This window comes from Shewanella sp. (assembly GCF_013214165.1).
Taxonomy (GTDB): domain Bacteria; phylum Pseudomonadota; class Gammaproteobacteria; order Enterobacterales; family Shewanellaceae; genus Shewanella.
Genome location: NZ_JABSSM010000005.1, coordinates 1 through 22203 on the forward strand (window position 1 = coordinate 1; position 22203 = coordinate 22203).

A 22203-nucleotide genomic window follows, 5' to 3' on the forward strand; every position below is an offset into this window, starting at 1 on the left:
AGTTATGATCGAAACCTAAGGTGTGGCCAACCTCGTGGGCCGCCAACTGACGAATTCGGGCCAGAGAAAGTGCCATAGATGCATCTTCTGCGGCCTGTCTATCCTCCCAACCCGCAGTGAGGCCGCGGGCAATCATATGATCCTGTCGCACCCTTTGGCTGCCTAAGGTCACATGGCCCTTGATGATCTCGCCGGTTCTGGGATCGGCAATCGCCGAGCCATATGACCAGCCGCGCGTCGCCCTGTGTACCCATTGGATCACGTTGTAGCGGATATCTTGAGGGTCGGCATCCTCTGGTAATAATTCGACCTTAAAGCCACCGATAAATCCGGCCTGTTCGAATGCCTCTTCCCACCAGCCAGCTCCCTCTAAGAGTGCGCTGCGAATTGGTTCGGGCACTCCAGGATCTAGGTAGTAAGTGATAGGTTCGATCACTTCACTTGGCTCAGATCCAGGATCCACCTTTTGCAGGCGATGACGCAGCAAATGACGCTGACGAATATCCTGATTAACCTGAGTCGCGTAATCAAAATACTCATCGGACAGATAGCCGCTCATCGGGTGGTAATCGCGAGCCACATAGCCCTCATCCGGCAACTGAATGAAGGAGTAACGCAGACGAACCGACATATGATTAGCATCGGGCGTCACCTGAGCCACATAGGGTCCCGCCTTGGCACTGTTGAAGGTCAACAAGACATCCACGTCGCTGTTACGCTCGAAGGACTTGACTCCTTTGGGTAAGATGAGTGAACGGCTTTTATCTAGCTGATAGTTGCCCTGCTTAGTGTCTTCGAGCACCGAGGAAATGCCGTGAAGATCGTTAATCACCAGATCATTGATCGACACCAGAGCCCGCTTACCCGCGATGATCTTGCCTCGCCATAGCACTGACTCGGCAAAGGCTTCTTTAACCGCTCTTTGCTCGGCAAGGTTATCGGTATTGGCACGATAGTGAGTATTGAGCTGCTTCAAGATCAAGTAGGGACCATGGCGCTCAAATTGCACCATGCGGGTATAGCCGAGTTGACCACGATCTAGACCAATATCGTTGGAGCCGACGCCATGGGGCAAACTTGTCAGTAATAGGAAGGGCTGCTCTAGCTTGTTCGCTTCCAGATAGAGCTCACCATCGGCTTTAGCGTAAAACAAATTAATAAAGCCGTTTGCAGACTGGCTTTTCTTGATGATAGTGGCGCTATTACTTGGGGCAGCGACGACATCGATGGCGGGCACAGAGAGAAGTGCTATCGCCAATGCGAGATTATAGGGCTTCATTGGGTCTCCTTGAATGCGGCTAAGACGATCTTTAGTACTCAGCAATTCAATATTAATTTTTGTTTTAACTGCTGTGCTAATTTCGCACTAAAAATACTAAAGGGATAGCTTAACAGCTATCCCTTTAGTCTCAAGTGTAAATCATTCATTTAGCCTAGTCTTATGGAAGTTAACGTAATTCTGCCTATCGAGAATGGCCCACAAGATAACCCCCCCCTTAATTCACTTCCTCTTTCTGTTTAATCCAATAACTTAGGGTATCGAACAGCTCATTGAGCACGATAGGCTTAGTAATATGCGCATTCATCCCCGCCGACAGGCTCTTCTCTCTATCGCCGGACATAGCGTGAGCCGTCATGGCTATGATAGGCAGCTCCTGCAGACTAAAGTGCTTCCTGATCTCTCTTGTTGCCGTTAACCCATCCATCACCGGCATCTGAATATCCATGAGTACCGCATCAAAATCCTTCTCGGCCAGCATATCTATGGCGATTTGACCGTTATCGGCAACATCGACCTCGTAGCCAGCGCTCTTAAGAAGTTCGGTCGCAACCTGCTGGTTGATAAGATTATCCTCTACCAGCAAGACCACGCCCGCATGAGTATCGACCACCTCTTCGACTTCGACTTCTATCACAGAGCTGACCTTAGGCTCTTCGGCGAAAGCGCCAATGATCTCATCGAACAGAGCCGAGGCTTTAAACGGCTTCTGTAACATGGCGTAGATATTTGAGCGCTCCGCATCTTCCTTGAGGGGCTCTGCGGCATAGGCTGTCATCATGATGACGATAGGACGCTTATCTAATCGACCATCGGCCACCATACGATCCAGCTCTTCGATCACCTGAATGCCATCCATCTCAGGCATCATCCAATCGAGCAGCAGAAGATCCACCGATGATTTCTCCAGTTTATATAGCGCCTCCGAGCCATTGGCCGCGGTGTCCACCTCGAAGTGGAAGTCGCGCATCACGGCGGAGTAGATCTGCAGTGCGGTCGGATTATCATCGACCACTAAGGTGGTAAGATTGCCTAAACGCTCCGGCACTATCATAGGCCTAACTTCGGCCTCTTCGGCGATCTCGAAGCTGATGGTGAAACTGAAGGTACTACCGACCCCCATCTCACTCTGGACCTGCATCTGACCGCCCATCATGGACACCAGATGTTTACTGATGGAAAGACCCAGACCGGTACCACCATACTTACGTGTGGTGGATCCATCGGCTTGGGCGAAGGCATCGAACAGGCTAGCCTGTTGCTCATTATTGATCCCTATGCCGGTATCACGGACCCAGAACTTGAGAGTGATGCGATGATCGCGCTCACCCACATCTTCACAACCCAACTCTATCTCACCCGTTTGGGTAAACTTGACCGCATTAGAGAGCATATTGATCAGCACCTGACCTAAGCGCAGGGGATCACCCTCAAGAATTAACCCGGCCGTGACCGGGGCGTAGAGTAGTAACTCGACGCCCTTCTGCTGGGACTTGAGCGCATTGAGATCCAGGGCATGATCCAGCACCTTATCCAGCGGGAATGCCACCCTCTCTAGCTCTAATTTACCCGCCTCGATCTTAGAGAAATCGAGAATATCATTGATGATCCTAAGCAGAGACTGGGCCGAGAAGCCCGCCTTCTCCAAGTAATCTTGCTGTTTCGGGGTGAGATCTGTTCGCTGAGCCAGCTGTAACATGCCGATAATGGCGTTCATGGGCGTGCGGATCTCGTGGCTCATGTTGGCCAGAAATTCACTCTTATACACGTTAGCAGACTCGGCATCTTGCTTAGCTTCTAACAGAGCCACCTCGTTACTCTTATGTCGGGTAATATCTCTATGGGTCCCCACCATACGTTTAGGCTGATTATTGGTAGTAAACTCAACCACACGCCCACGAGAGAGTAACCAGTGATACTGGCCACTCTTGCCACGCATCCTGAATTCGACATCGAAGGCGCCGGTAGGATCACTAAGATACTGCTCGCGATACTCCTGCACCCGGGTCCTATCGTCGGGATGAATCAGATCGTCTATGGTTGAAACCAATGCCGGGAACTCATTGCTCTTGTAACCAAGCATGGAGTAGTAAGCGGGATTACAGATGATCTGTTGCGAGTCCAGATACCAATCCCACAGGCCATCTTCCACCGCATCCATGGCTAGGTGATAACGCTCTTCCGATAATCTTAATTGTTCGGCCGACTCATATTCGCGTGTCACATCTCGCCAGACGGCGATCAAACCTAGCAGCTCACCGCGTCGATTATAGAAGGGCAGCTTAAGGGTATCGAGTAGCACCGGCTTACCGGCGAGTTCCACTTTTTCCTGGTAGCGAAGCGGAGTACGTTCCGCCAGTACGCGTTCATCTTCGGCCTTGATACGCACCGACTGTTCTTTAGAGGTGAGTTTTATCGATTCCAGGCCGATGAGTTCACTCTCGGTGTAACCTAACATGCGCTCGGCCGCCTTGTTACAGCCTAAGTACTTGCCCTCTTTATCCTTGAAGACAATCGCCTCAGGGATAGCATCGAGCAAGGACCTAAGCAAGGCATATTCACGCTCTCGCCGCTCGGTGGTCTCTTTTAGTCGCTCGGTACGGCGAGCCACCAGCTTATCGAGTCGCCGGTTTTGCTCCGCCAGGTGCCGGGTATACTGTTGGTTCTCTTCGAAGATCCGACTCACCAGTTGGAACCAGGGCCCCCAGCCTTGGGAGATCTGCTCGGGGGGCTTACGTGGTTCCTGGGAGCAAGATTCAAGATGGGTCAACAGCAGGGAAGCCGGGTTCACGAATGAGCGTCGGGTCTGCCAGTGAACTATGGTCACCAGTATCGACAGGGCCAACACCACTAAGATAAAGGTCAGTTCCAGCTTTTCCCAAGAATCCTTAAATAGATCATCTCGATCTTGCAGGTAGAGCAGGCGCCAGGGGGCATTCTGCAGCGCTACCGAGTGGATGTAGTAGCCATTTCTGATGATACCTTCATGGGCATCGAACAGCTCAGACTCAGGAATAGAGTGTAACGCCGAGGGGATTTTCTGACTGATATGGAAGACACGACTAATCTCAGAGTTATCATCATCGCTGTGGGAAAGAATATTGTTCTTCTGATCCAACAAGATGACAGTGCCGGGCATCTTGAAGTAGAGACGTATCTGTCTCGCCAGCGAGGCCAGGGTCATATCCAGGTTGATCGAACCGATAAATTCATCTTCCAGATAGATGGGCACACCTAAGGTGGTCAGCAAGCCTTTACCGGTCGGGTCAACGTACGCAGGGCTCCAGAACACGCTTCGCTGGGGATTCATCGCCGGCGTCGCTAGCTGAAACTGGTTCTTATTGAGCAACTCATCTCTGAATCTTTGCTCATCCGAGGGCCAGGGAAAATAAGACATGATGCGGCGCTTGGAAATATAATAGATAGATGAGGCTTTGGGCGCGGCTTCGGTTGCTACGGGAAAGGACAGCGATAACTCGAACAACATCTCCAGTTCCTGATAGAACTTCTCGCTGCGGCCATTGAGGGAACCGGCACCTGTGATGCGCCCCATGTTGGTAAAAGGTTCGCCACTCTGAGCGTAACTCGGCTCTAAGGTAAAATACTGGCCACTCTCATTGAATTTCTCATACTGAGGCAAGCGATCTTTACGCACCAGTTCACCTAGCCTGAGATGATCGACGGCCACGTTCCTCAGGCTCTTGACCGCGCGGATACTCGATTCCAGCAAGAGGTCGATCTGCAGCACATGGCGATCCACCTGCTCCTCTCTCTGTTCCATAAGCTGAGATTTTTGCCGATCGAAGAAGAACCAGGCGGTGATCAGCGCCATGATGATCACCCCAATATAGGTATAAAAAACAGCGCGATTATAGTTTTTCTGTATCGGCGACTTCAATTGAAGATCTGGCTCAGTCGATTTCATTCATGGCCCTTGAATCAGCCTGCATTTCCCTGCACAGGCTTTAAATTTCATTAACAGTATAGTATCAGGAAGATAGATGAATTGAATACACCATATTAGTTTAATCAGATAACTAAGGTGAGATAAAGACTCTGGATAAACACCTAGGTTACAGACAGATACACAGACGGTTGAAATTTAACCTTATTGCTACATATTTGCTCTCAAGCCAATATGCTAATAAATAAGGCCACCATGAAGATGGAGGCCTTATTTTTAAGGGCGAAAAAATAGTAACTCAGATAATTTACAGGTTCTCCTCGGCAAATTCGGCCAGACGCGAACGTACGACCCCATTGAGATAGATGTTGGCACTGCCTTCGAAGTCTTTGAAACGCTCTACGATATAGGTCAAGCCAGATGTCACTGCGGTGAGGTAGTTAGAATCAATCTGTGACAAATTACCGCTACAGATAAGCTTAGTCCCCTCCCCCATGCGGGTGATCATGGTCTTAATCTGTGAAGCCGTCAGGTTCTGACACTCATCGAGGATCACCACAGAGTTCTGTATCGAGCGACCACGCATAAAGTTGATCGACTTGAACTGGACATTGGCCTTGTCCATGATGTAGTTCATGCTACCACTGGGATTGACATCATTCTTATGCAGCACCTCTAAGGTATCGGTAATTGCCGCCAGCCAAGGCGTCATCTTCTCCTCTTCTGTACCGGGAAGAAAACCTATGGACTCGGCGATTTCAGGCGTATTACGCGTGACGATAATTTTATCGTAGAGCCCTCTCTCCACCACCATCTCCAGCGCTGCGGCCATGGCCAATAGTGTCTTACCACAGCCCGCCGGCCCGGTGAGGATCACCAGGTCAATATTCGGATCCAGCAGCGCCTGCATCGCCATGCCCTGATAAATATTCTTCGGACGTATGCCCCATGCCTCCATGTTGAGTAATCTATCTTTACCGAGATCTAACAGTTTAAGATCCCCATTGGTCTTCTCCAACACTCGGGCACAGAAGTTGGAGTCTTCGTCTAACAAGTATTGATTGATATAGAAATTCTCATCTCCGACCTCGAGGGTGGGCACAGTATGCACGGTATGGCGTCCATGGGACTCGGTAGTAACGTGCTCCTTGCGCTCCCAAAAGTCCCCCTTGAATTGATGAAACCCAGTCGTTAAGAAGCGAATATCATCGATGAGCTGATCGGTGCGATAATCCTCGACAAGTTTTATGCCCGCCCCTTTGGCCTTGAGACGCATGTTGATATCTTTAGTGACCAGAACGACGTTACGGGGGTGATGGTTTTTTTGCAGATGTAATGCTGTGTTGATGATGCGGTTATCGTTATTGTTGTCCGGTAGCGAGGCATGGGTCATCTCGAGTTGATGGTCGGGAAAGATGGACAAGGTGCCACAGGCCTCACCGTGGTCTTCTCGCCGAGGTAATTTGACCCCTTGAAGTATCTGCTCTGGAGTGGTTTTACCGCCGAGTATGTCTTCGAGCGCCCTGATGGCAACCCGTGCGTCTCTGCTTACGTCTCGTTTCCTGTCTTTAATCTGGTCCAGTTCTTCCAACACTGTCATGGGGACAACTACATCGTGTTCCTTAAACGAATAGATGGCTAAGGGTTCGTGTAGTAATACATTGGTATCCAGTACAAACAACTTTCTGTCGTCTTGTTCCATGGCGCCTCCAATTATTCCTGTCTATATGATGTGATGTTGTCGCGGCTCCCAGTCCTTAAATTAGTCCTTTAAAAATAATGTCGAGTAATCAACTTAAGTGTTAACCAAGAGTAAACAAATAGCTATCACCTTGATTTTATACTGCCACTATTGAAGTGCCGCTTCAATCACTTGCTTAGAACTTTCTATAATTGAGAGTCACTTAGTTAGATCTCACTGATATGACAAATTCCAGATAAAGAAACTGCTGGTATAATTTGTAATCGGCACTTTTACTAATTAAGCTTAGGCTCGACACAAAATAGGGTCGATTAAGCCTCTCGAAAAAGCTCAGATCCTTGCACTTTGAGGGAGTTTAGGTAAAATACGCGCCCTTTCGTGGTTCACCCGTAGATGAGAAATAGTTAATGCCCTTTTCCTTAGGTCAACGCTGGATAAGTGATACCGAATCAGAACTTGGTTTAGGTACAGTCGTAGGATTAGAAGGCCGTATGGTCACGCTAATGTTTCCAGCAACCGATGAGAACAGGCTGTTCTCGCGCGCCGAGGCTCCCCTGACTCGAGTTATTTATAATCCTGGCGATAAAATTGAAAGCCATGAAGGCTGGAGCCTGACAGTCAGTGAGCTCGAAGAGAAGAATGAGCTCATTACCTACCACGGAATTCACACCGAAACCGGTGAGCAAGTCTCTCTCAGAGAAACCTTACTCAACTACAATGTTAGATTCAATAAGCCTCAAGACAGGTTATTCGCCGGTCAGATCGATCGCTTAGACAGATTCGGCGTCCGCTACCAGAGTCAATTATTGAGAAATAAGCTGGCCACATCGGATCTTCTGGGATTACAGGGACCAAGAGTCGGCCTGATCCCACATCAAATGTGGATCGCCCATGAAGTGGGTCGCCGTTTTGCCCCTAGGGTATTACTCGCCGATGAAGTTGGCCTGGGCAAGACCATAGAAGCGGGACTGATCATTCATCAGCAGCTACTTACCGGCCGCGCCGAGCGAATTCTGGTTATCGTTCCCGATACCCTACGTCATCAATGGCTGGTCGAGATGCTGCGCCGCTTCAACCTTAAATTTTCTGTATTCGATGAAGACAGATGTATCGAAGCCTACGCCGATAACGATAATCCATTTTATACCGAACAACTGGTGATCTGCTCACTGGAGCTATTGCGCAAGAAGAAGCGCCTGGAACAAGCCATAGATGCCGATTGGGATCTTATGATTGTCGATGAAGCGCATCACCTGGAGTGGACCGAAGACGCGCCTAGCCGCGCTTACCGTATCGTTGAGGCCCTGAGTGAAGCCGTACCAGGCGTATTACTGCTGACAGCAACGCCGGATCAACTGGGTCATCAGAGTCATTTTGCCAGATTACGCCTGCTCGATCCCGATCGTTTCTACGATTATGACGCCTTCCTCGAAGAGGAAAAAAGCTATCAGGATGTTGCCAGTGCCGCCGAAGCGCTCGCCAGTGGCGACCCGCTCACCAGCGACGCAGTTGCCCAGTTGACGAGCCTGCTCAGTGAGAAAAATATCGGCGCGACGCTGGAGTTAATTCAGGCAAGCGACGCCGATGTGGATCAGCAACAAGCCGCCCGAGATGAGCTGTTGCAAGATCTGTTGGACAGACATGGCACAGGCCGTGTGCTCTACCGTAACAGCCGAGCATCGGTTAAAGGCTTCCCGACACGTATCTTACATACACACCCACAAGCGATACCGAGCCAATATGTGACCGCCGCACGAGTCAGCGCCATGATGAATGGCCACCTAGATACAGCCGCTAAGGTCAAACAGGCCCTGAGCCCTGAAAAAATCTATCAGGATTTTGAGAACAGCAGCGCCAGTTGGTGGAAATTCGATCCTAGAGTCGATTGGCTCATCGAGTTTTTGAAGACCAACCGTAGCAAGAAGGTGCTGATTATTGCCAGCCAGGCAGAAACCGCCCTCAGCCTGGAAGAGGCCCTGCGTACGCGTGAAGGCATACAAGCGACCGTGTTCCATGAAGGCATGTCGATCATCGAACGTGATAAGGCCGGCGCCTACTTTGCTCAGGAAACCGGTGGTGCTCAGGCACTCATCTGCAGCGAAATTGGCTCCGAGGGTCGAAACTTCCAGTTTGCCAGCCAACTAGTCCTGTTTGATCTGCCCCTGAATCCGGATCTACTGGAGCAACGCATTGGCCGTTTAGATCGTATCGGTCAAAACAAGGATGTCGAGATCCACTTGCCTTATTTGGCAGGCACGGCCCAAGAGTGTCTGATGCAGTGGTATCACCAGGGACTCAATGCGTTCGAGCAGACCTGCCCCAGTGGACACATTCTCTTCAGCGAATTTTCTGAGTCTCTGCTTTCACAGTTGATCACACCAGATGAGACGGCGCTTCAAGAATTACTCAGCAATACTAAGACCCGTTACCAAGAGCTGAAGATTGCGATGGAACAAGGCCGGGATAAGCTGCTTGAGATCAACTCTCATGGCGGCGATCGCGCCGCTAAGCTAGTGCAACGTCTGGCAGAACGTGATGAAGACACACAACTCATCGGCTCGGTTATCCGTTTATGGGACATCATAGGCATCGAGCAGGAAGACTGCGGTGAAAACACCATAGTGCTCAAGACCAGTGAACATATGATGTTCCCGACCTATCCGGGATTATCTGAAGATGGCATGACGATCACCTTCGATAGAGAAGTGGCCCTGTCTCGTGATGATATAGCCCTTATCACCCAGGAACATCCTCTGGTCCAGACAGGTTTAGACCTGATCACTTCATCTGAGACGGGTAGCACCAGCGTGGCGGTATTGAAGAATAAGGCACTCCCTGCGGGTACCATCTTCCTCGAACTGATCTACATGGCCGATGCCTCGGCACCTAAATCTAGCCAGCTATATCGCTATCTGCCGCCGACACCTGTGCGTATCTTACTGGACAAAAACGGTAACAACTTGTCTGACAACGTCACCTACGAAGGCTTCAATAAGCAGCTCAGTGCGGTCAATCGACACATAGCCAGTAAGCTGGTCAATGCCTCTCAGACCGTTTTACATCCCTTATTTGCTAAGGGAGAAGAGTTTGCACAGACCGAGCTTAAACTGCTGGTGGAGACTGCCAGAGCCAAAATGACTTCTCAGCTCACGGTGGAGCTCGAGCGTCTCGAAGCACTCAAGGCGGTTAACCCTAACATTCGTGACGAAGAGTTAACTCACCTCAAGGATCAGATGACCGAACTCAATGGTTACTTGGATGATAGCTTGCTGCAACTCGATGCCGTACGTCTGGTACTAGTGAGTCACGCTTAACATAGACGACTAGACCTTAGGTTCGAGAACCTAAGGTCTAGTCGTTTTCTATAACGAATACCTGCCGGTATAAATTAGACTTTTGCCTCAATCGCCTCGCGATCCTGTTATACTTTATAGATCTCAAACCCATTCAGCTATCCGTCTATGCCTTCTATCCCATCTCAGGTACTCGTTCTGCTTCTTAGCGCCTTATGCCTATCTGTGAGCGTTACCGTCATTGCTGCCGATCCCCAAGATACCTCACCTAACCAAGCTATGGCCAAAGCGAGCAAGGTTGAGGATAAAGCCCCTAAGCCGAGCAAATATGCGTACCTCCCCAAGGAGGAGGTCATGGAAATAATCGTAGGGGCACAGCAGACTGAAGTATTAGTTAGATCTTGGAGTGGCAAGAAAAAATTGGGCATAGCCATCTTACTCGCTAATCCGGGCATGAGTGCCGATGGCGCTGGATTTCAAGCCTATTTGAGACGAAAATTGAACCCTGCGGGCTGGGCAACTGTCGCGATAACGCCACCTAAAAAAATAGCGACACCTAATTTTGCCACCTCCGCAGCAGAGATCGCCAAGGTCGGTGAGATGAAGGGAAATCAAAAAGCCAATGAAGCAACTGAGCAATACTCAGATGAAGTCTGGCAAGATATTCGTGACAAACAGAGCCTGTTCATCAGTCAGAGCATGAACCAGCTCGACGCAATAGGCGCCCCTTATCCGGGTAAACGTTTATTGATAACCAGCGGACAGGGCGCCGGATTAACCCTAGCCATGATAAGTAAAAACCTCTTGGTTAAGCCCGACATACTGGTGCTGATCAACCCTTATCTGCAGCTGAAAGATGAGAATATGGCGCTAGCTAAGCAACTGGCAGAGTTAGACATACCCGTACTGGATATCCAATCTTTCGATGGCCATAGAGCCTCTGCTGCGACGGTTCATATGAGAGCCGAGCTATCGCCGCAAAATGCACCCTATCGATACAGTCAGCAGAGATTGGCACTTAACCTCAATAATCCCATGTCCTGGGAGACAGCCTTGAAGTCCATCGAGGGCTTTGCATTACGAATAAGCCAAGGCCCTAGAAATTAGGCCCTAGTACTTAGGCTCGATAACATAGCAGCAAAGCTTAATCATCCGCTTCACGTTCTTCCTAAGACTAATCCAGTAGCCAAGAGTCCATTGGTGTTTACCATCTGGCTTGCCTGTCTTTATAGGCCTTCTCCGGTTCGCTTGTTTGCCGTTTTGCCGCTATCAGCCTATTTTTCCCCAGCAGTAACCTTATTTGGCTGAACGACTCCCGGGATAACAAGCTGCGGATGCTCGAGCTCCAACTGTTATTTATACTCAGCTTAATTGCCGCGTTGGCGTCCGGTGAGGTCTTAACTAAGACTGCGGCTAACTCGATCGCTCGCGCCATAGGCTCATCGACGACTTCAGTCACCAGGCCTTTAGACAAGGCATCTTGTGCACTGAGCACCCCAGCCGTCATCGTTAGCAGTAGTGCCTGATCCTTAGATACCACTTCCCTTAAAGAGGCGAGACCCGCCATATCTGGGACGAGTCCCCACCTAGCTTCCATGACCGACATACGTGCATCAGAAGCCGCTATGCGAAAATCTGCGCCAAGGGCGATCTGCATGCCACCACCAAAACACACCCCCTCAAGCACGGCGATAACAGGTACGGGGAGTCTGCGCCAGCCAATTGAGACCCTCTGGGCCAGGTTGGCATTGCCCGGAAGCCACTTAAACAACAGCTTCACCGCCTGCATGGGTGACTTAATCACGCTCTTCACATCTAAGCCTGAACTAAAGTTGCCATCACTCCCCGAGAGAATAACCCCACGAACCGAGCGGTCGCGCTTTATTTCACCTATCACCTCATCGAGTTCACGGAACATATCGAAATTTAGCGCATTGCATTTTTCCGGCCGATTTAAGATGACATGGGCCACCTGATTATTAATGTTTAACTGAACGAACTTCCTTGCCATATTATCCTCTACCATTAAACTGGTCAGTCCAGATTATGAGGTTAACATATTTGGATAATTTAACTAATGGGGATAACATGCAAAGAAAATTTGACCTGCGTCAAAAAAATGGCATATTATTCCGCTTTGGACTCTTGCCGATAGGCAAAAAATGATATAATAAAATAAGTGTTATCTTGAATTTATGAGCAGATTAGGATGTTAAAACGATAATGTCGATCCCGGTACTGATATGCGATGATTCCGCGCTAGCCAGAAAACAGATGGCGCGAACACTCCCCAAAGAATGGGACATCGACATCACGTTTGCAAATAATGGTGCCGAAGGTATTGAGGCAATTCGAGCGGGCAAGGGTGAAGTTGTTTTTCTCGATCTCAACATGCCTGTCATGGATGGCTATGAAGTACTGCAAACCATACAGCAAGAAGATCTCCCCGCTCTAGTCATAGTCGTTTCGGGTGATATTCAGATAAAAGCCCATGAACGGGTCAAGGCGCTGGGTGCGCTGGACTTTATCCAGAAACCTGTTAGCGCCGATGCTATCAGTAACATATTACAAGAGTATGGCATTCTCACCATTGCATTAGGCGATGAGGTTGCTGACAGCCCAATGATCGAAGTGGACCTACTTGACGCCTGTCGGGAGGTAGCCAATGTCGCCATGGGACGCGCGGCCGATCTGCTGGCCAAGTTGCTCGATGTGTTCGTGCTATTACCTATCCCAAATGTAAACGTGCTCGAGGTCAGCGAACTGACCATGACCCTCAAAGCCACCGAAGAACACAGTACGGTTTCCGCACTATGCCAAGGCTTTATCGGTGCAGGAATCGCCGGAGAGGCATTACTCCTGTTCCATGACTCGTCCTTTAAAGATATGGCGAAATTAATGGGACTCGCCAATCCCGAAGATAAGAATACCGAGATAGAGGTCATGATAGATACAGGGAACGTATTGATTGGCGCCTTTCTCAATGGCATTTCCGAACAACTGCAAATGAAATTCAGCCAAGGTCATCCCGTGGTACTCGGACGCCATTGCACAGTGAACGATCTGATCCATGATAATTCGGAGAAGTGGTCTCGCACCTTGGCCATGGAGATAAATTATCAAATCGAAGGTCATGATATCCAATGTGATCTGCTCTTACTGTTTACCGAAGACTCATTACCGACGCTCAATTCTAAGCTCGGCTATCTGTTAGATTAGGTTGGATCCATCTATGGCATATGACCAAAGCGCAATGAACGAACTCCACTGGTTAATCGATATGGTTCAAACCATAGAAGTTGGCTTGGTAGTATTAGATAAAAACTTTGATATTCAGCTTTGGAATGGCTTCATGGAGAACCATAGTGGAGTCTCGCCTAACTCTATCAAGGGGTCCAATCTGTTTGAACAGTTCGATTACCTTCCCGCCGACTGGCTGAAACGTAAGATGGAATCGGTTTTTTTACTCAAGAACCGGGCATTCATCAGCTGGGAACAGCGACCCTATGTGTTTAAATTTAAAAACTATCGTCCCATCACAGGACGAGCAGATTTTATGTACCAAAATGTCACTCTGTTGCCCCTCTCCTCGCTCACGGGACAGATCACCCACATCAGCATGATTGTTTACGATGTGACCGATGTTGCCATCAACAAATTACAGCTAAAGGCCGTCAATGAGCGTTTAGAGCATTTGAGTCAGACCGATGGATTGACTCAGCTGCATAACCGCAGATACTGGCAGATATGCATGCAGAAAGAGTTCGATCGCCACGCCCGTTATGGTGATAAGACCAGTCTGGTCATGTTCGATATCGATCATTTCAAGAGGGTTAATGATACCTATGGCCATATGGCAGGTGATAAGGTGATTCAACATATCTCCCACCTGCTTCAGCAGTCTCTACGTGAAACCGATTGCGCGGGTCGATATGGTGGTGAAGAGTTTTCTGTGGTGCTGGCGAAAACCAGTGCCCAAGAAGCCCTTAACTTCGCCGATCGTTTACGCCATAAAATTGAAACTACCGAACTGGTTTATGAGGGCGTGCCTATCAAGGTCACTGTCAGCATGGGGATCAGCGATCTACAAGAGCAGGTCTGCAACAGTGGCCAATGGTTATCATTTGCCGATCAAGCCCTTTATGAAGCCAAGAAGGCGGGGCGTAACAATTGTGTGATCTATAAGGCCAAGGCATAAACAGCTTATAAACAATCGATTGACGCAAACAGAAAAGGCCCATAATGGGCCTTTCATGGGATAGCGATTAGCGTCTAATGGATGATATCTTCTTCGTCTTCATCTTCAAACTCCTCGTCGCGCACCTCATCACCGTTTTCATCGATGAAATACGTACCCCAGCCGTCATAGTCGACTTTTTGCTTAGCCGCTAACGTTAATAGGGCTTCACAAGCCTGATCGAGCAGTTCAACTTCAAGCTTATGGCTTGCGACGGCATCGAAACAGTAGATAACAGAGCCATCGTCGAGCTCCATCTCTTCGGCATCATTGACTTCAAAACCTGATTTAAACGCATCTACTGCCGCTTTTTCCAGGCGTTCGAAGTTAGTCGATGAAAAGTGATGCTCAATTGTGTAGTCGGCATCCGGATGTGAACCATCACCAAGAATAGCATCGACTATCTCTTGGTTTTCTTGTTGCTGTGCCTTAAGTAAACGCTCAATTGACATGGATGACTCCCAATAAAAAATCTCGGCAAATTATATACCATAGCTAATACCAGTTCCATTAAGTAAGTGATCATTGAGCAGGAGTTAACAAGGATGTAGGCAAGGAAATGGCATTAATCCAGACACAAACAAGCCTCCGACAATGGAGGCTTGTTTATCGACTATCGACCCATTTGGCCTACTTGGCCATTAGCGCCGATGCTTCCTGGTTAAGTTGAGTCAAGCGAGCCGACATAAGCGCGTGGATACGTGATGACAGCTCCTTGACCTGCTTCTTAGCTAAGCCCTTGGTCTCGATAGGCTCCATCATCTCTATGATGACCACGCCATTGTTCCAACGATTCATCTTGATATGCCCCTGACAGGAGGCTAATACGGGTACCATAGAGACACCGGCTTCGATTGCAGTATGGAAGGCACCTGATTTGAACGGCAGCAAGCCCTTACCTTTGGAACGTGTACCTTCGGGAAAGATCCAGATAGATAGGCACTTATCTTTAATCTTCCTGGCTGTTTCCGCCATGGTTTCGAAGGCTTTATTACGGTTCTTTCTGTCGATGAGGATATTGCCCGATAACCAGTATATCTGACCGAAGAAAGGCACCCAGGCGAGGCTCTTCTTGCCCAAACTCACGGTTCCCTTAGGCACAGCTGCGGTATGAGTGAACATATCGTAGTTGTTTTGGTGATTGGCGAGATAGACACAAGGCTCATCTTTCAAGCCTAAACTAGGCTTACGCACTATGACCTTGATGCCTAACACAGGCGCGGCATAGGAAAATATCTTAGCGAACATGTGTACATTATCTCGATGACGAGGCCTAAGCAAACAAAAAAGGCCACCAAAAACAAATGCTAGCAACAGCATCACAGCTAATATCAACGATCTGAGGATTAACAGCACAACACACTCCCATGATTCTAATCGCGTCATTATAGCCAGCAAGAGGGCATGACTCAATATTTTGTTTACGTTTGTAGCCCGGGACTGATATGTATCAATTAGAGTAAACAGACTAAAATAACGCGATTATCTGACAAGGTGCATAATCGCATCCAGAAGCATTAGCCTAGTTTTGGTTAATCTTAACCTGCATAGCGACTGGCTGAGCGGACTTTTTGGTCAAACTCAGTACCAGCCTGAACAGGATGGCACAGACCGCAAGCGTGGCCACTATGGCGGCGCCGCTCGGCAGATCTAGGGTGGCAGAAAGAAGTAAACCAAGAATGTAACCCGCCAGCCCTACCATGTAAGCAGCCCCCAACCTGTATCTAGAGCCAAACTTATTGACCGCGAGGGCGGGTAATATCAAGGTACTAAATACCAGATAGACGCCAACCAACTCCACCGATAAGGTGATCACTATGGCGAACAGGATATAGAAACCACTGCCATCGAGCAGCTTAGGCTTGAAGAACACCACGGCTAATACCAGCGCGGAGACACAAGCAGGCCAGATAAGTTGTGACCAGTTGACCCAGAGTATTTGCCCCGACAACAATTGTTTAAGCATCTCTGCCCCATGGGGATCGTTGGACAAGAGCAACATGGCAGCCACGGCAGACAGCACATAGAAACAGCCAATTATCGCCTCGAGTTCATCGGCCATACACTTAGATAACCAGGCAATAAACCCAGCTCCGGCGAGGGCAAACAGGGCCGGCATCCACACATTAGAGAAAGGAAGATGCTCAATATCATGATTGAGGTGGGCGACAATCGCGCCCAATGCAGCCACTTGCGCAATCGCAAGATCGATGAAAATAATGCCCCGCTTGAGCACCTGCTGACCGAGTAACACATGGGTCGACAACACCAGCACACCCGCCGCTAATGCAGGCAGGAGTATTGAGATTAAATGAATATCAAACATGGGCGAATACTCGCTTGTTGAAGGTAATCGAATAGAAGATAAGGGCAGTGGCCAAACCTCTGCCCTTATATCGAGTCTCTCTAGCTAGCTTTTACGCTCAGTAAGAGATCTAACACACTGTCGTAGAGGCTGAAGAGATCTTGGCTCTGCTCGTTGCCACCCACTGACATGGGTAGCACCTGAACCGGTAAATTAGCACGATCCCCCAGCCAATGAGCGCCACGCTCATCCTGATAAGATGCCAGGATAATCGCCATCACATCACCCGCTTCCGTTCGTGTCAGCAGACTCGCAAGGTGACTGCTACTCGGTGGTAGGCCAGGCTTAGGCTCGAGATCGGCAACTTGCTCTATGCCAACCCAATCGAACAGATATTTGAAGCTGGAGTGATAGGCGATGACCTTCATGCCATGCAGAGGCGCAGCTTTCAACTCCCAAACCGGCATAGCAGCAGTCCACCTCTGGCTAAAATCAGTCAAGGCAGACTCATAATCCGCCTTGCTGGCGGGATCTATGGCTGTGAGCTTAGCCGTAAGTGCCTGCGCCACCGCCAACATCCGCTCTGGTGAGAAGTGAAGGTGAGGGTTCCCCTTAGCGTGAACATCGCCCATGCTTCGATCCACAGACTTAAGCTGGCCTAAGGTGTCCACCTGCTCGGCGGCAAAGAAGAGACCCTGATCAGTTGAGCGAACCTTAGCGTTAGATGACTTCATCTGCAGCATAGGCAGCCAACCGATCTCCAGATCGGCGCCGGCACAGACAGCGATATCCGCCTGGCGCATCTTAGCTATCAGACTGGGTCTGGCTTGCACCTGATGAGGGTCTTGCATCGCAGTCGTCGCCGAATATATCTTGGCATTGGGTGCCAACTCCTTCGCCAGAGCCGCGTACTCAGGCTCGCAAGCAAAGATATTTAATTCGGCAGATGCCACGCTCGAATAACTCACTACTATTGCGGCGATAGCCGACTTTACTAACTTAGAATTGATGCGCACCGTGAGCCCCCAGAGTCATAACGTATTGTAGAGTGATCACATTATCATCTTCGATACCGAAGTAATTGGTGCCTTGCTGATTGGTGTACTGCAGACGAACCGTAGAGAAATGGCTCTGATGCCAAGCTAGGCTGACCTCGGTTTCCTTTAATTTCTGGCCATCGAAATGATCCCCATGAAACTCCTGGACATCGGTCTCACCATAACGCACACCGGCGGACCAGCTTGGACTAAACTGATACACACTGCTCAGATACCAGCCTTGCATATCATCGACACTGTCGGCCGAAGGATGGTCATGATCATCTTCGAGGGGAGCAAAGTCTGTCACCCTGAAGTATTCACCACTGATGGTGAGGTGTTGATACTTGTAGTTGCCGTTCGGCGCCCACTTATAGACGAAATCGGCAATATAGGTGTTCTCACCGGTAAAGGTAGCGCTGTGGCTATGGTCGTGCCCCTCGTTCTCGGCTGCCAATGCGCCATGCTCTTCGTGCTCACCTTCGACCAGGCGACCATTCTCGTTGCGCATGTAACTTAGACCAGCCTGCCATGAGCCATTGCCGATATCGCCACCTATCTTGGTAAAGGCGGTATAGATGCCTATGGTCTTATAATCTGCATCAACCTGGTCATCATGTTCATCATGTTCATCATGTTCCTCACCCGCGGCGCGCATGCTGTCGCCCTTAAAACTCTCCAAACCCATGGTCCAGTAGAGATCCGTAGGTGCCACATAGCTTAGACGCACACCGTCATCGAAATAATGACTGCCGAGGAAGGCACGATATGCGGCAGGACGGTCCGAGAAGGCGTCAGTATGAACGTGTTGATTGTTCAAGTAACCCACATCGGACAGGAAACGACCCGCACGGATAGAGAATCCCCCCGGCATGGCCAAGGTTTGAATGAAGGCTTCTTCCAGGCCCAGCTCAGTTTCCCCCTCGTGCACCTCAATTACCGCGGTCAATTTACCGTAAAACATATCGTCGATATTGGCACTCATGGCAATCTCGGTGTGCCCTAAGCCGAAGCCCTCGCCACGCTCAGCCATAGGACGATCGGTGTTTTGATAGTAACCATCGAGCACGGCACTGATCGCCGGATTTGTCAGCGTCGGATCTGCTGCCAGAGCAGAGGTGGTAAAAAAGGCACATGCAGCGGCCACGCGAGTTACGCGGTTATTTAAAACGGTCATTTGTTTCTCCAAAATACAGCACTGGGTCCCCTAACATGTTCATCAACATTTGATGTCAGGTGGACTAAATCAAAAAAATCGTATTACTGGGGTTAACTAGACAGACGCACGCTCAAGCCAAGGAGCTATAGCCCCAATAGCTGTAGTCAGGCCGGGTTTGGCTTGGCCTTAACAACTTGATAGGGTGCCAGACAGGTACAACAAGTACCGTCATCCCGCCCAAAAAATGAGTTCACGATTGAAACTAGTTAACTGAAATTGATTTGATTTACACGACAGGAGGAGCGCGACTGCGGAAAACGCTGACATGTGACGCCAGACGCTCACATACCCGATAGGCGACGGATTCATAGGTTTGAATTGCGGCCGGAAGGGTAAATGGAGAACTAGGTAAGAGTTTATTAAGCTGATGTTTATGAAAACAGAGGGTACAGTGACCCTGGACACCATGATCTATATGTTCAACACTATGGACAGAAGCGGCAAACGACAGGCAGATCAATATGGCTGATAGCCATAAAGCAACTCCTCGTCTCACACTATTATTGACCATGAATACCACCGTTGAAGACACAAATTAATAGCCTCGCCCCGAATCGAGACAGGGTAAAAGCGCATTCGATTTTATGCAAACAGGGAGTTAAGTCAAGTTACGATTGTGATAAAACCAGGTAAAACTCACCAAAAAAATGTAAGCAAAAATGAGTCAGTGGCGAGGAAAGATGTATAACTGGCGATCTTAATTGAAAAATATCATAATAGAATATGATCGCCATCACTCAATGCTGGCACACAATTAATACTGACTTAAGCTCTAAAGTCTAAAATTACCCCAGATAGCTAAATAAGCTAATCCTATTTGAGCGAGCGTAAACCCATCAGGGGAGTAAACACCATGTTAGAGTTCCTACGTGAAAACGGTAAAATGATCTTTTGGACTGCCTTTTTCTTCATCGCCATAGGCGGCGGGATCTACTATGTCGATGCCGCATTGGAAGCGCAAGTTACGGTTATTGATTAACGCTTTTCAATGCATATATGAGCAGTGATGCGAGTCATCGCTGCGATGTTTCCCCTAGCAGCCCTCACCTAAACCACACAGTGGCGAGTTCTCGTTCATATTCAACCAGAGTTAGCGATACTTCTGCCTATGCTCGCTATCGTCGACCTCTTTAACCTCAGGCGCTTGAGTCACTCTTAGGTGATCCATCATATGGCTGATCAGTAATACAATCACAGCCACTATGGCCAGAGGTGTAGTGAAACCTCGCATCTCGGGCTCAAAATAACCATAGACTAAAGCAGCTAATCCAGAATAGAAGGCGGCGATTTTTAAACCTGTGAGAATAGGATTATTACCTAACCAGGCATCACAATGGGGACATTGAATCTGCCCGTTTAACCCCTTACCACGCTGGTCTTTGACCGCATTGGCACCAAACGCCTTACTACAATGAGTACATAACACAGACAGGCTCTCTTTCGCTTAACCAAATTCGGTGAAAGAGTTTAACAGAATCGGTGTCAAAAACATGCTGCTTTTCCCCCCTATCGCCCCCTCCCACAGCTCATCATATATTTTAACCATTAATTTACATTCATCGTTCTAAGTAATACCCTTGATGTTTACAATATCAGCAGGATTTTCCTATGAATCGACCATTCGCCCTTATCATGCTCACCTTGATGGCACTTATTGGGACTCAGGTCCGAGCCGAAGAGGCTGATATCACGTCTGAGCTCACCGCTTTGCAGCAATCGATAGAGAGCCATCTCATCCAGTTGCGCAAGATCCGAGGCGAGTTAACTGAATTAACCGAATACCGTATAAAACAAAAATCGGCTCAATTACATCATAGGCTCAAAGCGTTAATGGAGCAGCCCTCCTTAAACACCGACTTGTTGACCTCCTACGTCAAAGAACATCTCAATCTAATCGAGACTATCGACGCTCATTACCAGATCAGTATAGCCATCCTCAAACTGACATTGGGACATGGCAATGACGCCGATATCATGATGCAACTAACCAATAGAGAGTTAGAGCGAGATGAGATGCTACAAGCCAAATCTGATACTTTAAACTGGGCAGAGCAGCTATCTATCGATACTGGCGATGTGAAGCAGCAATTCACAGCTAGCCTGATTGAGCGAGCCGATAACTTAGATAGCCTGGTACATTTCACTCAAGACAGATTGAGGGCCGCAGTGAATGATGCCAACCTGGCAGGTAAAGATGTCTCCGGCGAGCAAACGGCTAAGATCACTCAGCTTAATGAGCGACTGTCCCATAGCAGTTCAAGCTTAGGGGTCGTGATTCAATTGCTGGATAATTTAGGCCTGGACACCTCGGAGCTAACACAGACCCTGTTCAGTACTTCTGGCGACATCACTCAGGATGTACTCAATCTGGACGTCGCCAGCAGCCTCATAGAACAATGGCTGTATAGGGCAAAGAATCAGTTCATAGATAATGGCCCTAATGTGGTTTTCAAGGTCTTTATCTTCCTGCTGATCATAGTGATTACTAACTTAGTCGCCAAAGGCGTTGAGAAACTGGTGAAGAAAACGGTGAGCAACTCTAAACTCAAGTTCAGCAAGCTGCTGCAAGAGTTCTTCACCTCTTTATCGGGTAAGACAGTGTTCACTATCGGGGTACTGATAGCCTTATCGCAACTCGGTTTCGAGCTAGGCCCCTTATTAGCAGGTTTCGGTGTTGCCGGTGTCATCATTGGATTTGCCTTGCAAGACACCCTATCTAATTTTGCCTCCGGCATGATGATACTGGTCTACCGTCCCTATGATGTCGGCGACCTCATCAACGCGGCGGGGGTGACCGGTAAGGTGAGTCACATGAATCTGGTGTCGACCACCATCAAGACCTTAGATAACCAGAGGCTCATCATCCCCAATAATAAGATCTGGGGTGATACCATCAATAACATCACAGTTGAGCATCAGAGGCGTGTCGATATGACCTTCGGCATCGGCTACGGTGATGACATTGAGAAAGCGGAACGTGTGCTTATGGATATCGTCTCATCACATCCTAAAGTACTTAAGACGCCAGTCCCTATGGTCAAGCTACATACCCTGGGCGACTCTTCGGTAGACTTCGTGGTACGCCCATGGGCCAAGCCAGAGGATTACTGGAATGTTTACTGGGATATCACCCGTGAAGTGAAGGTCTGCTTCGACAGAGAGAACATCAGCATTCCGTTCCCACAGCGCGATGTACATATTTATCAAAAATAACCAGCTCTAACCGA

General features: G+C 48.9%; 16 protein-coding genes. 6 read left to right on the top strand and 10 right to left on the bottom strand.

Annotated features, from left to right (window positions below):
* The 3 genes from HRU42_RS02540 to HRU42_RS02550 all read right to left on the bottom strand — a co-directional run.
* Positions 1 to 1279 (bottom strand): DUF5117 domain-containing protein (locus tag HRU42_RS02540; RefSeq protein ID WP_295028746.1); only part of this gene is annotated, 1279 nt, incomplete at its 3' end.
* Between the two features lie 217 nt (positions 1280 to 1496).
* Positions 1497 to 5204: a response regulator gene (locus HRU42_RS02545; RefSeq protein WP_295028748.1), complete on the bottom strand. Its 3708-nt coding sequence runs from the start codon at positions 5202 to 5204 to the stop codon at positions 1497 to 1499.
* 286 nt (positions 5205 to 5490) lie between these two features.
* Positions 5491 to 6885 (bottom strand): PhoH family protein, encoded by a 1395-nt coding sequence (locus HRU42_RS02550; protein ID WP_295028750.1) that lies wholly within the window; start codon positions 6883 to 6885, stop codon positions 5491 to 5493.
* 407 nt (positions 6886 to 7292) lie between these two features.
* Here HRU42_RS02550 and rapA point away from each other — a divergent pair, with 407 nt between their 5' ends.
* Together rapA and HRU42_RS02560 are read left to right on the top strand one after the other, a co-directional pair.
* Positions 7293 to 10199: an RNA polymerase-associated protein RapA gene (rapA, locus tag HRU42_RS02555; RefSeq protein ID WP_295028752.1), complete on the top strand. Its 2907-nt coding sequence runs from the start codon at positions 7293 to 7295 to the stop codon at positions 10197 to 10199.
* Between the two features lie 147 nt (positions 10200 to 10346).
* Positions 10347 to 11285: a DUF3530 family protein gene (locus HRU42_RS02560; RefSeq protein WP_295028754.1), complete on the top strand. Its 939-nt coding sequence runs from the start codon at positions 10347 to 10349 to the stop codon at positions 11283 to 11285.
* A 97-nt stretch (positions 11286 to 11382) separates the two neighbouring features.
* Here HRU42_RS02560 and HRU42_RS02565 read toward each other — a convergent pair whose 3' ends face one another.
* On the bottom strand, positions 11383 to 12189 hold the full coding sequence (locus HRU42_RS02565) for a crotonase/enoyl-CoA hydratase family protein (protein WP_295028756.1): 807 nt from the start codon (positions 12187 to 12189) through the stop codon (positions 11383 to 11385).
* A gap of 212 nt (positions 12190 to 12401) precedes the next feature.
* On the opposite strand from HRU42_RS02565, the gene HRU42_RS02570 reads away from it, so the two are divergent.
* Positions 12402 to 13397, top strand: a complete 996-nt coding sequence (locus tag HRU42_RS02570) for a response regulator (RefSeq protein ID WP_295028758.1) — start codon at positions 12402 to 12404, stop codon at positions 13395 to 13397.
* A 13-nt stretch (positions 13398 to 13410) separates the two neighbouring features.
* On the top strand, positions 13411 to 14376 hold the full coding sequence (locus tag HRU42_RS02575) for a sensor domain-containing diguanylate cyclase (RefSeq protein WP_295028760.1): 966 nt from the start codon (positions 13411 to 13413) through the stop codon (positions 14374 to 14376).
* 74 nt (positions 14377 to 14450) lie between these two features.
* Here the strand turns inward: HRU42_RS02575 and rraB are convergent, their stop codons facing one another.
* The 5 genes from rraB to HRU42_RS02600 all read right to left on the bottom strand — a co-directional run bounded on the left by rraB (position 14451) and on the right by HRU42_RS02600 (position 18934).
* Positions 14451 to 14867, bottom strand: a complete 417-nt coding sequence (rraB, locus tag HRU42_RS02580; RefSeq protein WP_295028762.1) for a ribonuclease E inhibitor RraB — start codon at positions 14865 to 14867, stop codon at positions 14451 to 14453.
* 178 nt (positions 14868 to 15045) lie between these two features.
* Positions 15046 to 15771, bottom strand: coding sequence for a 1-acylglycerol-3-phosphate O-acyltransferase (locus tag HRU42_RS02585; protein WP_295028763.1), 726 nt, complete (start codon positions 15769 to 15771; stop codon positions 15046 to 15048).
* A 166-nt stretch (positions 15772 to 15937) separates the two neighbouring features.
* Positions 15938 to 16741, bottom strand: coding sequence for a metal ABC transporter permease (locus tag HRU42_RS02590; RefSeq protein WP_295028765.1), 804 nt, complete (start codon positions 16739 to 16741; stop codon positions 15938 to 15940).
* Between the two features lie 80 nt (positions 16742 to 16821).
* On the bottom strand, positions 16822 to 17736 hold the full coding sequence (locus HRU42_RS02595) for a zinc ABC transporter substrate-binding protein (RefSeq protein WP_295028767.1): 915 nt from the start codon (positions 17734 to 17736) through the stop codon (positions 16822 to 16824).
* The gene (locus HRU42_RS02600) at positions 17720 to 18934 is read right to left on the bottom strand and encodes a hypothetical protein (protein ID WP_295028769.1); all 1215 of its coding nucleotides are present in this window, start codon (positions 18932 to 18934) and stop codon (positions 17720 to 17722) included. Before HRU42_RS02600 ends, HRU42_RS02595 begins: the two co-directional genes overlap by 17 nt.
* A gap of 895 nt (positions 18935 to 19829) precedes the next feature.
* Here HRU42_RS02600 and HRU42_RS02610 point away from each other — a divergent pair.
* The gene (locus HRU42_RS02610; RefSeq protein ID WP_295028780.1) at positions 19830 to 19955 is read left to right on the top strand and encodes a hypothetical protein; all 126 of its coding nucleotides are present in this window, start codon (positions 19830 to 19832) and stop codon (positions 19953 to 19955) included.
* Positions 19956 to 20066: 111 nt separating this feature from the next.
* Here HRU42_RS02610 and HRU42_RS02615 read toward each other — a convergent pair whose 3' ends face one another.
* Positions 20067 to 20402 (bottom strand): hypothetical protein, encoded by a 336-nt coding sequence (locus HRU42_RS02615; RefSeq protein ID WP_295028782.1) that lies wholly within the window; start codon positions 20400 to 20402, stop codon positions 20067 to 20069.
* A gap of 182 nt (positions 20403 to 20584) precedes the next feature.
* Between HRU42_RS02615 and HRU42_RS02620 the strand changes: the two genes are divergently transcribed.
* Positions 20585 to 22189 carry a mechanosensitive ion channel domain-containing protein gene (locus tag HRU42_RS02620; protein ID WP_295028784.1) on the top strand — a complete coding sequence of 535 codons (1605 nt, stop codon included), beginning with the start codon at positions 20585 to 20587 and terminating at the stop codon, positions 22187 to 22189.
* Positions 22190 to 22203 lie beyond the last annotated feature (14 nt).

What these genes read in the sequence shown, in the direction of transcription:
- HRU42_RS02545 (WP_295028748.1), bottom strand. Translation starts at nt 5,204, where the DNA reads ATGAAATCGACTGAGCCAGATCTTCAATTGAAGTCGCCGATACAGAAA.
- HRU42_RS02550 (WP_295028750.1), bottom strand. Translation starts at nt 6,885, where the DNA reads ATGGAACAAGACGACAGAAAGTTGTTTGTACTGGATACCAATGTATTA.
- rapA (WP_295028752.1), top strand. Translation starts at nt 7,293, where the DNA reads ATGCCCTTTTCCTTAGGTCAACGCTGGATAAGTGATACCGAATCAGAA.
- HRU42_RS02560 (WP_295028754.1), top strand. Translation starts at nt 10,347, where the DNA reads ATGCCTTCTATCCCATCTCAGGTACTCGTTCTGCTTCTTAGCGCCTTA.
- HRU42_RS02565 (WP_295028756.1), bottom strand. Translation starts at nt 12,189, where the DNA reads ATGGCAAGGAAGTTCGTTCAGTTAAACATTAATAATCAGGTGGCCCAT.
- HRU42_RS02570 (WP_295028758.1), top strand. Translation starts at nt 12,402, where the DNA reads ATGTCGATCCCGGTACTGATATGCGATGATTCCGCGCTAGCCAGAAAA.
- HRU42_RS02575 (WP_295028760.1), top strand. Translation starts at nt 13,411, where the DNA reads ATGGCATATGACCAAAGCGCAATGAACGAACTCCACTGGTTAATCGAT.
- rraB (WP_295028762.1), bottom strand. Translation starts at nt 14,867, where the DNA reads ATGTCAATTGAGCGTTTACTTAAGGCACAGCAACAAGAAAACCAAGAG.
- HRU42_RS02590 (WP_295028765.1), bottom strand. Translation starts at nt 16,741, where the DNA reads ATGTTTGATATTCATTTAATCTCAATACTCCTGCCTGCATTAGCGGCG.
- HRU42_RS02600 (WP_295028769.1), bottom strand. Translation starts at nt 18,934, where the DNA reads ATGACCGTTTTAAATAACCGCGTAACTCGCGTGGCCGCTGCATGTGCC.
- HRU42_RS02610 (WP_295028780.1), top strand. Translation starts at nt 19,830, where the DNA reads ATGTTAGAGTTCCTACGTGAAAACGGTAAAATGATCTTTTGGACTGCC.
- HRU42_RS02620 (WP_295028784.1), top strand. Translation starts at nt 20,585, where the DNA reads ATGAATCGACCATTCGCCCTTATCATGCTCACCTTGATGGCACTTATT.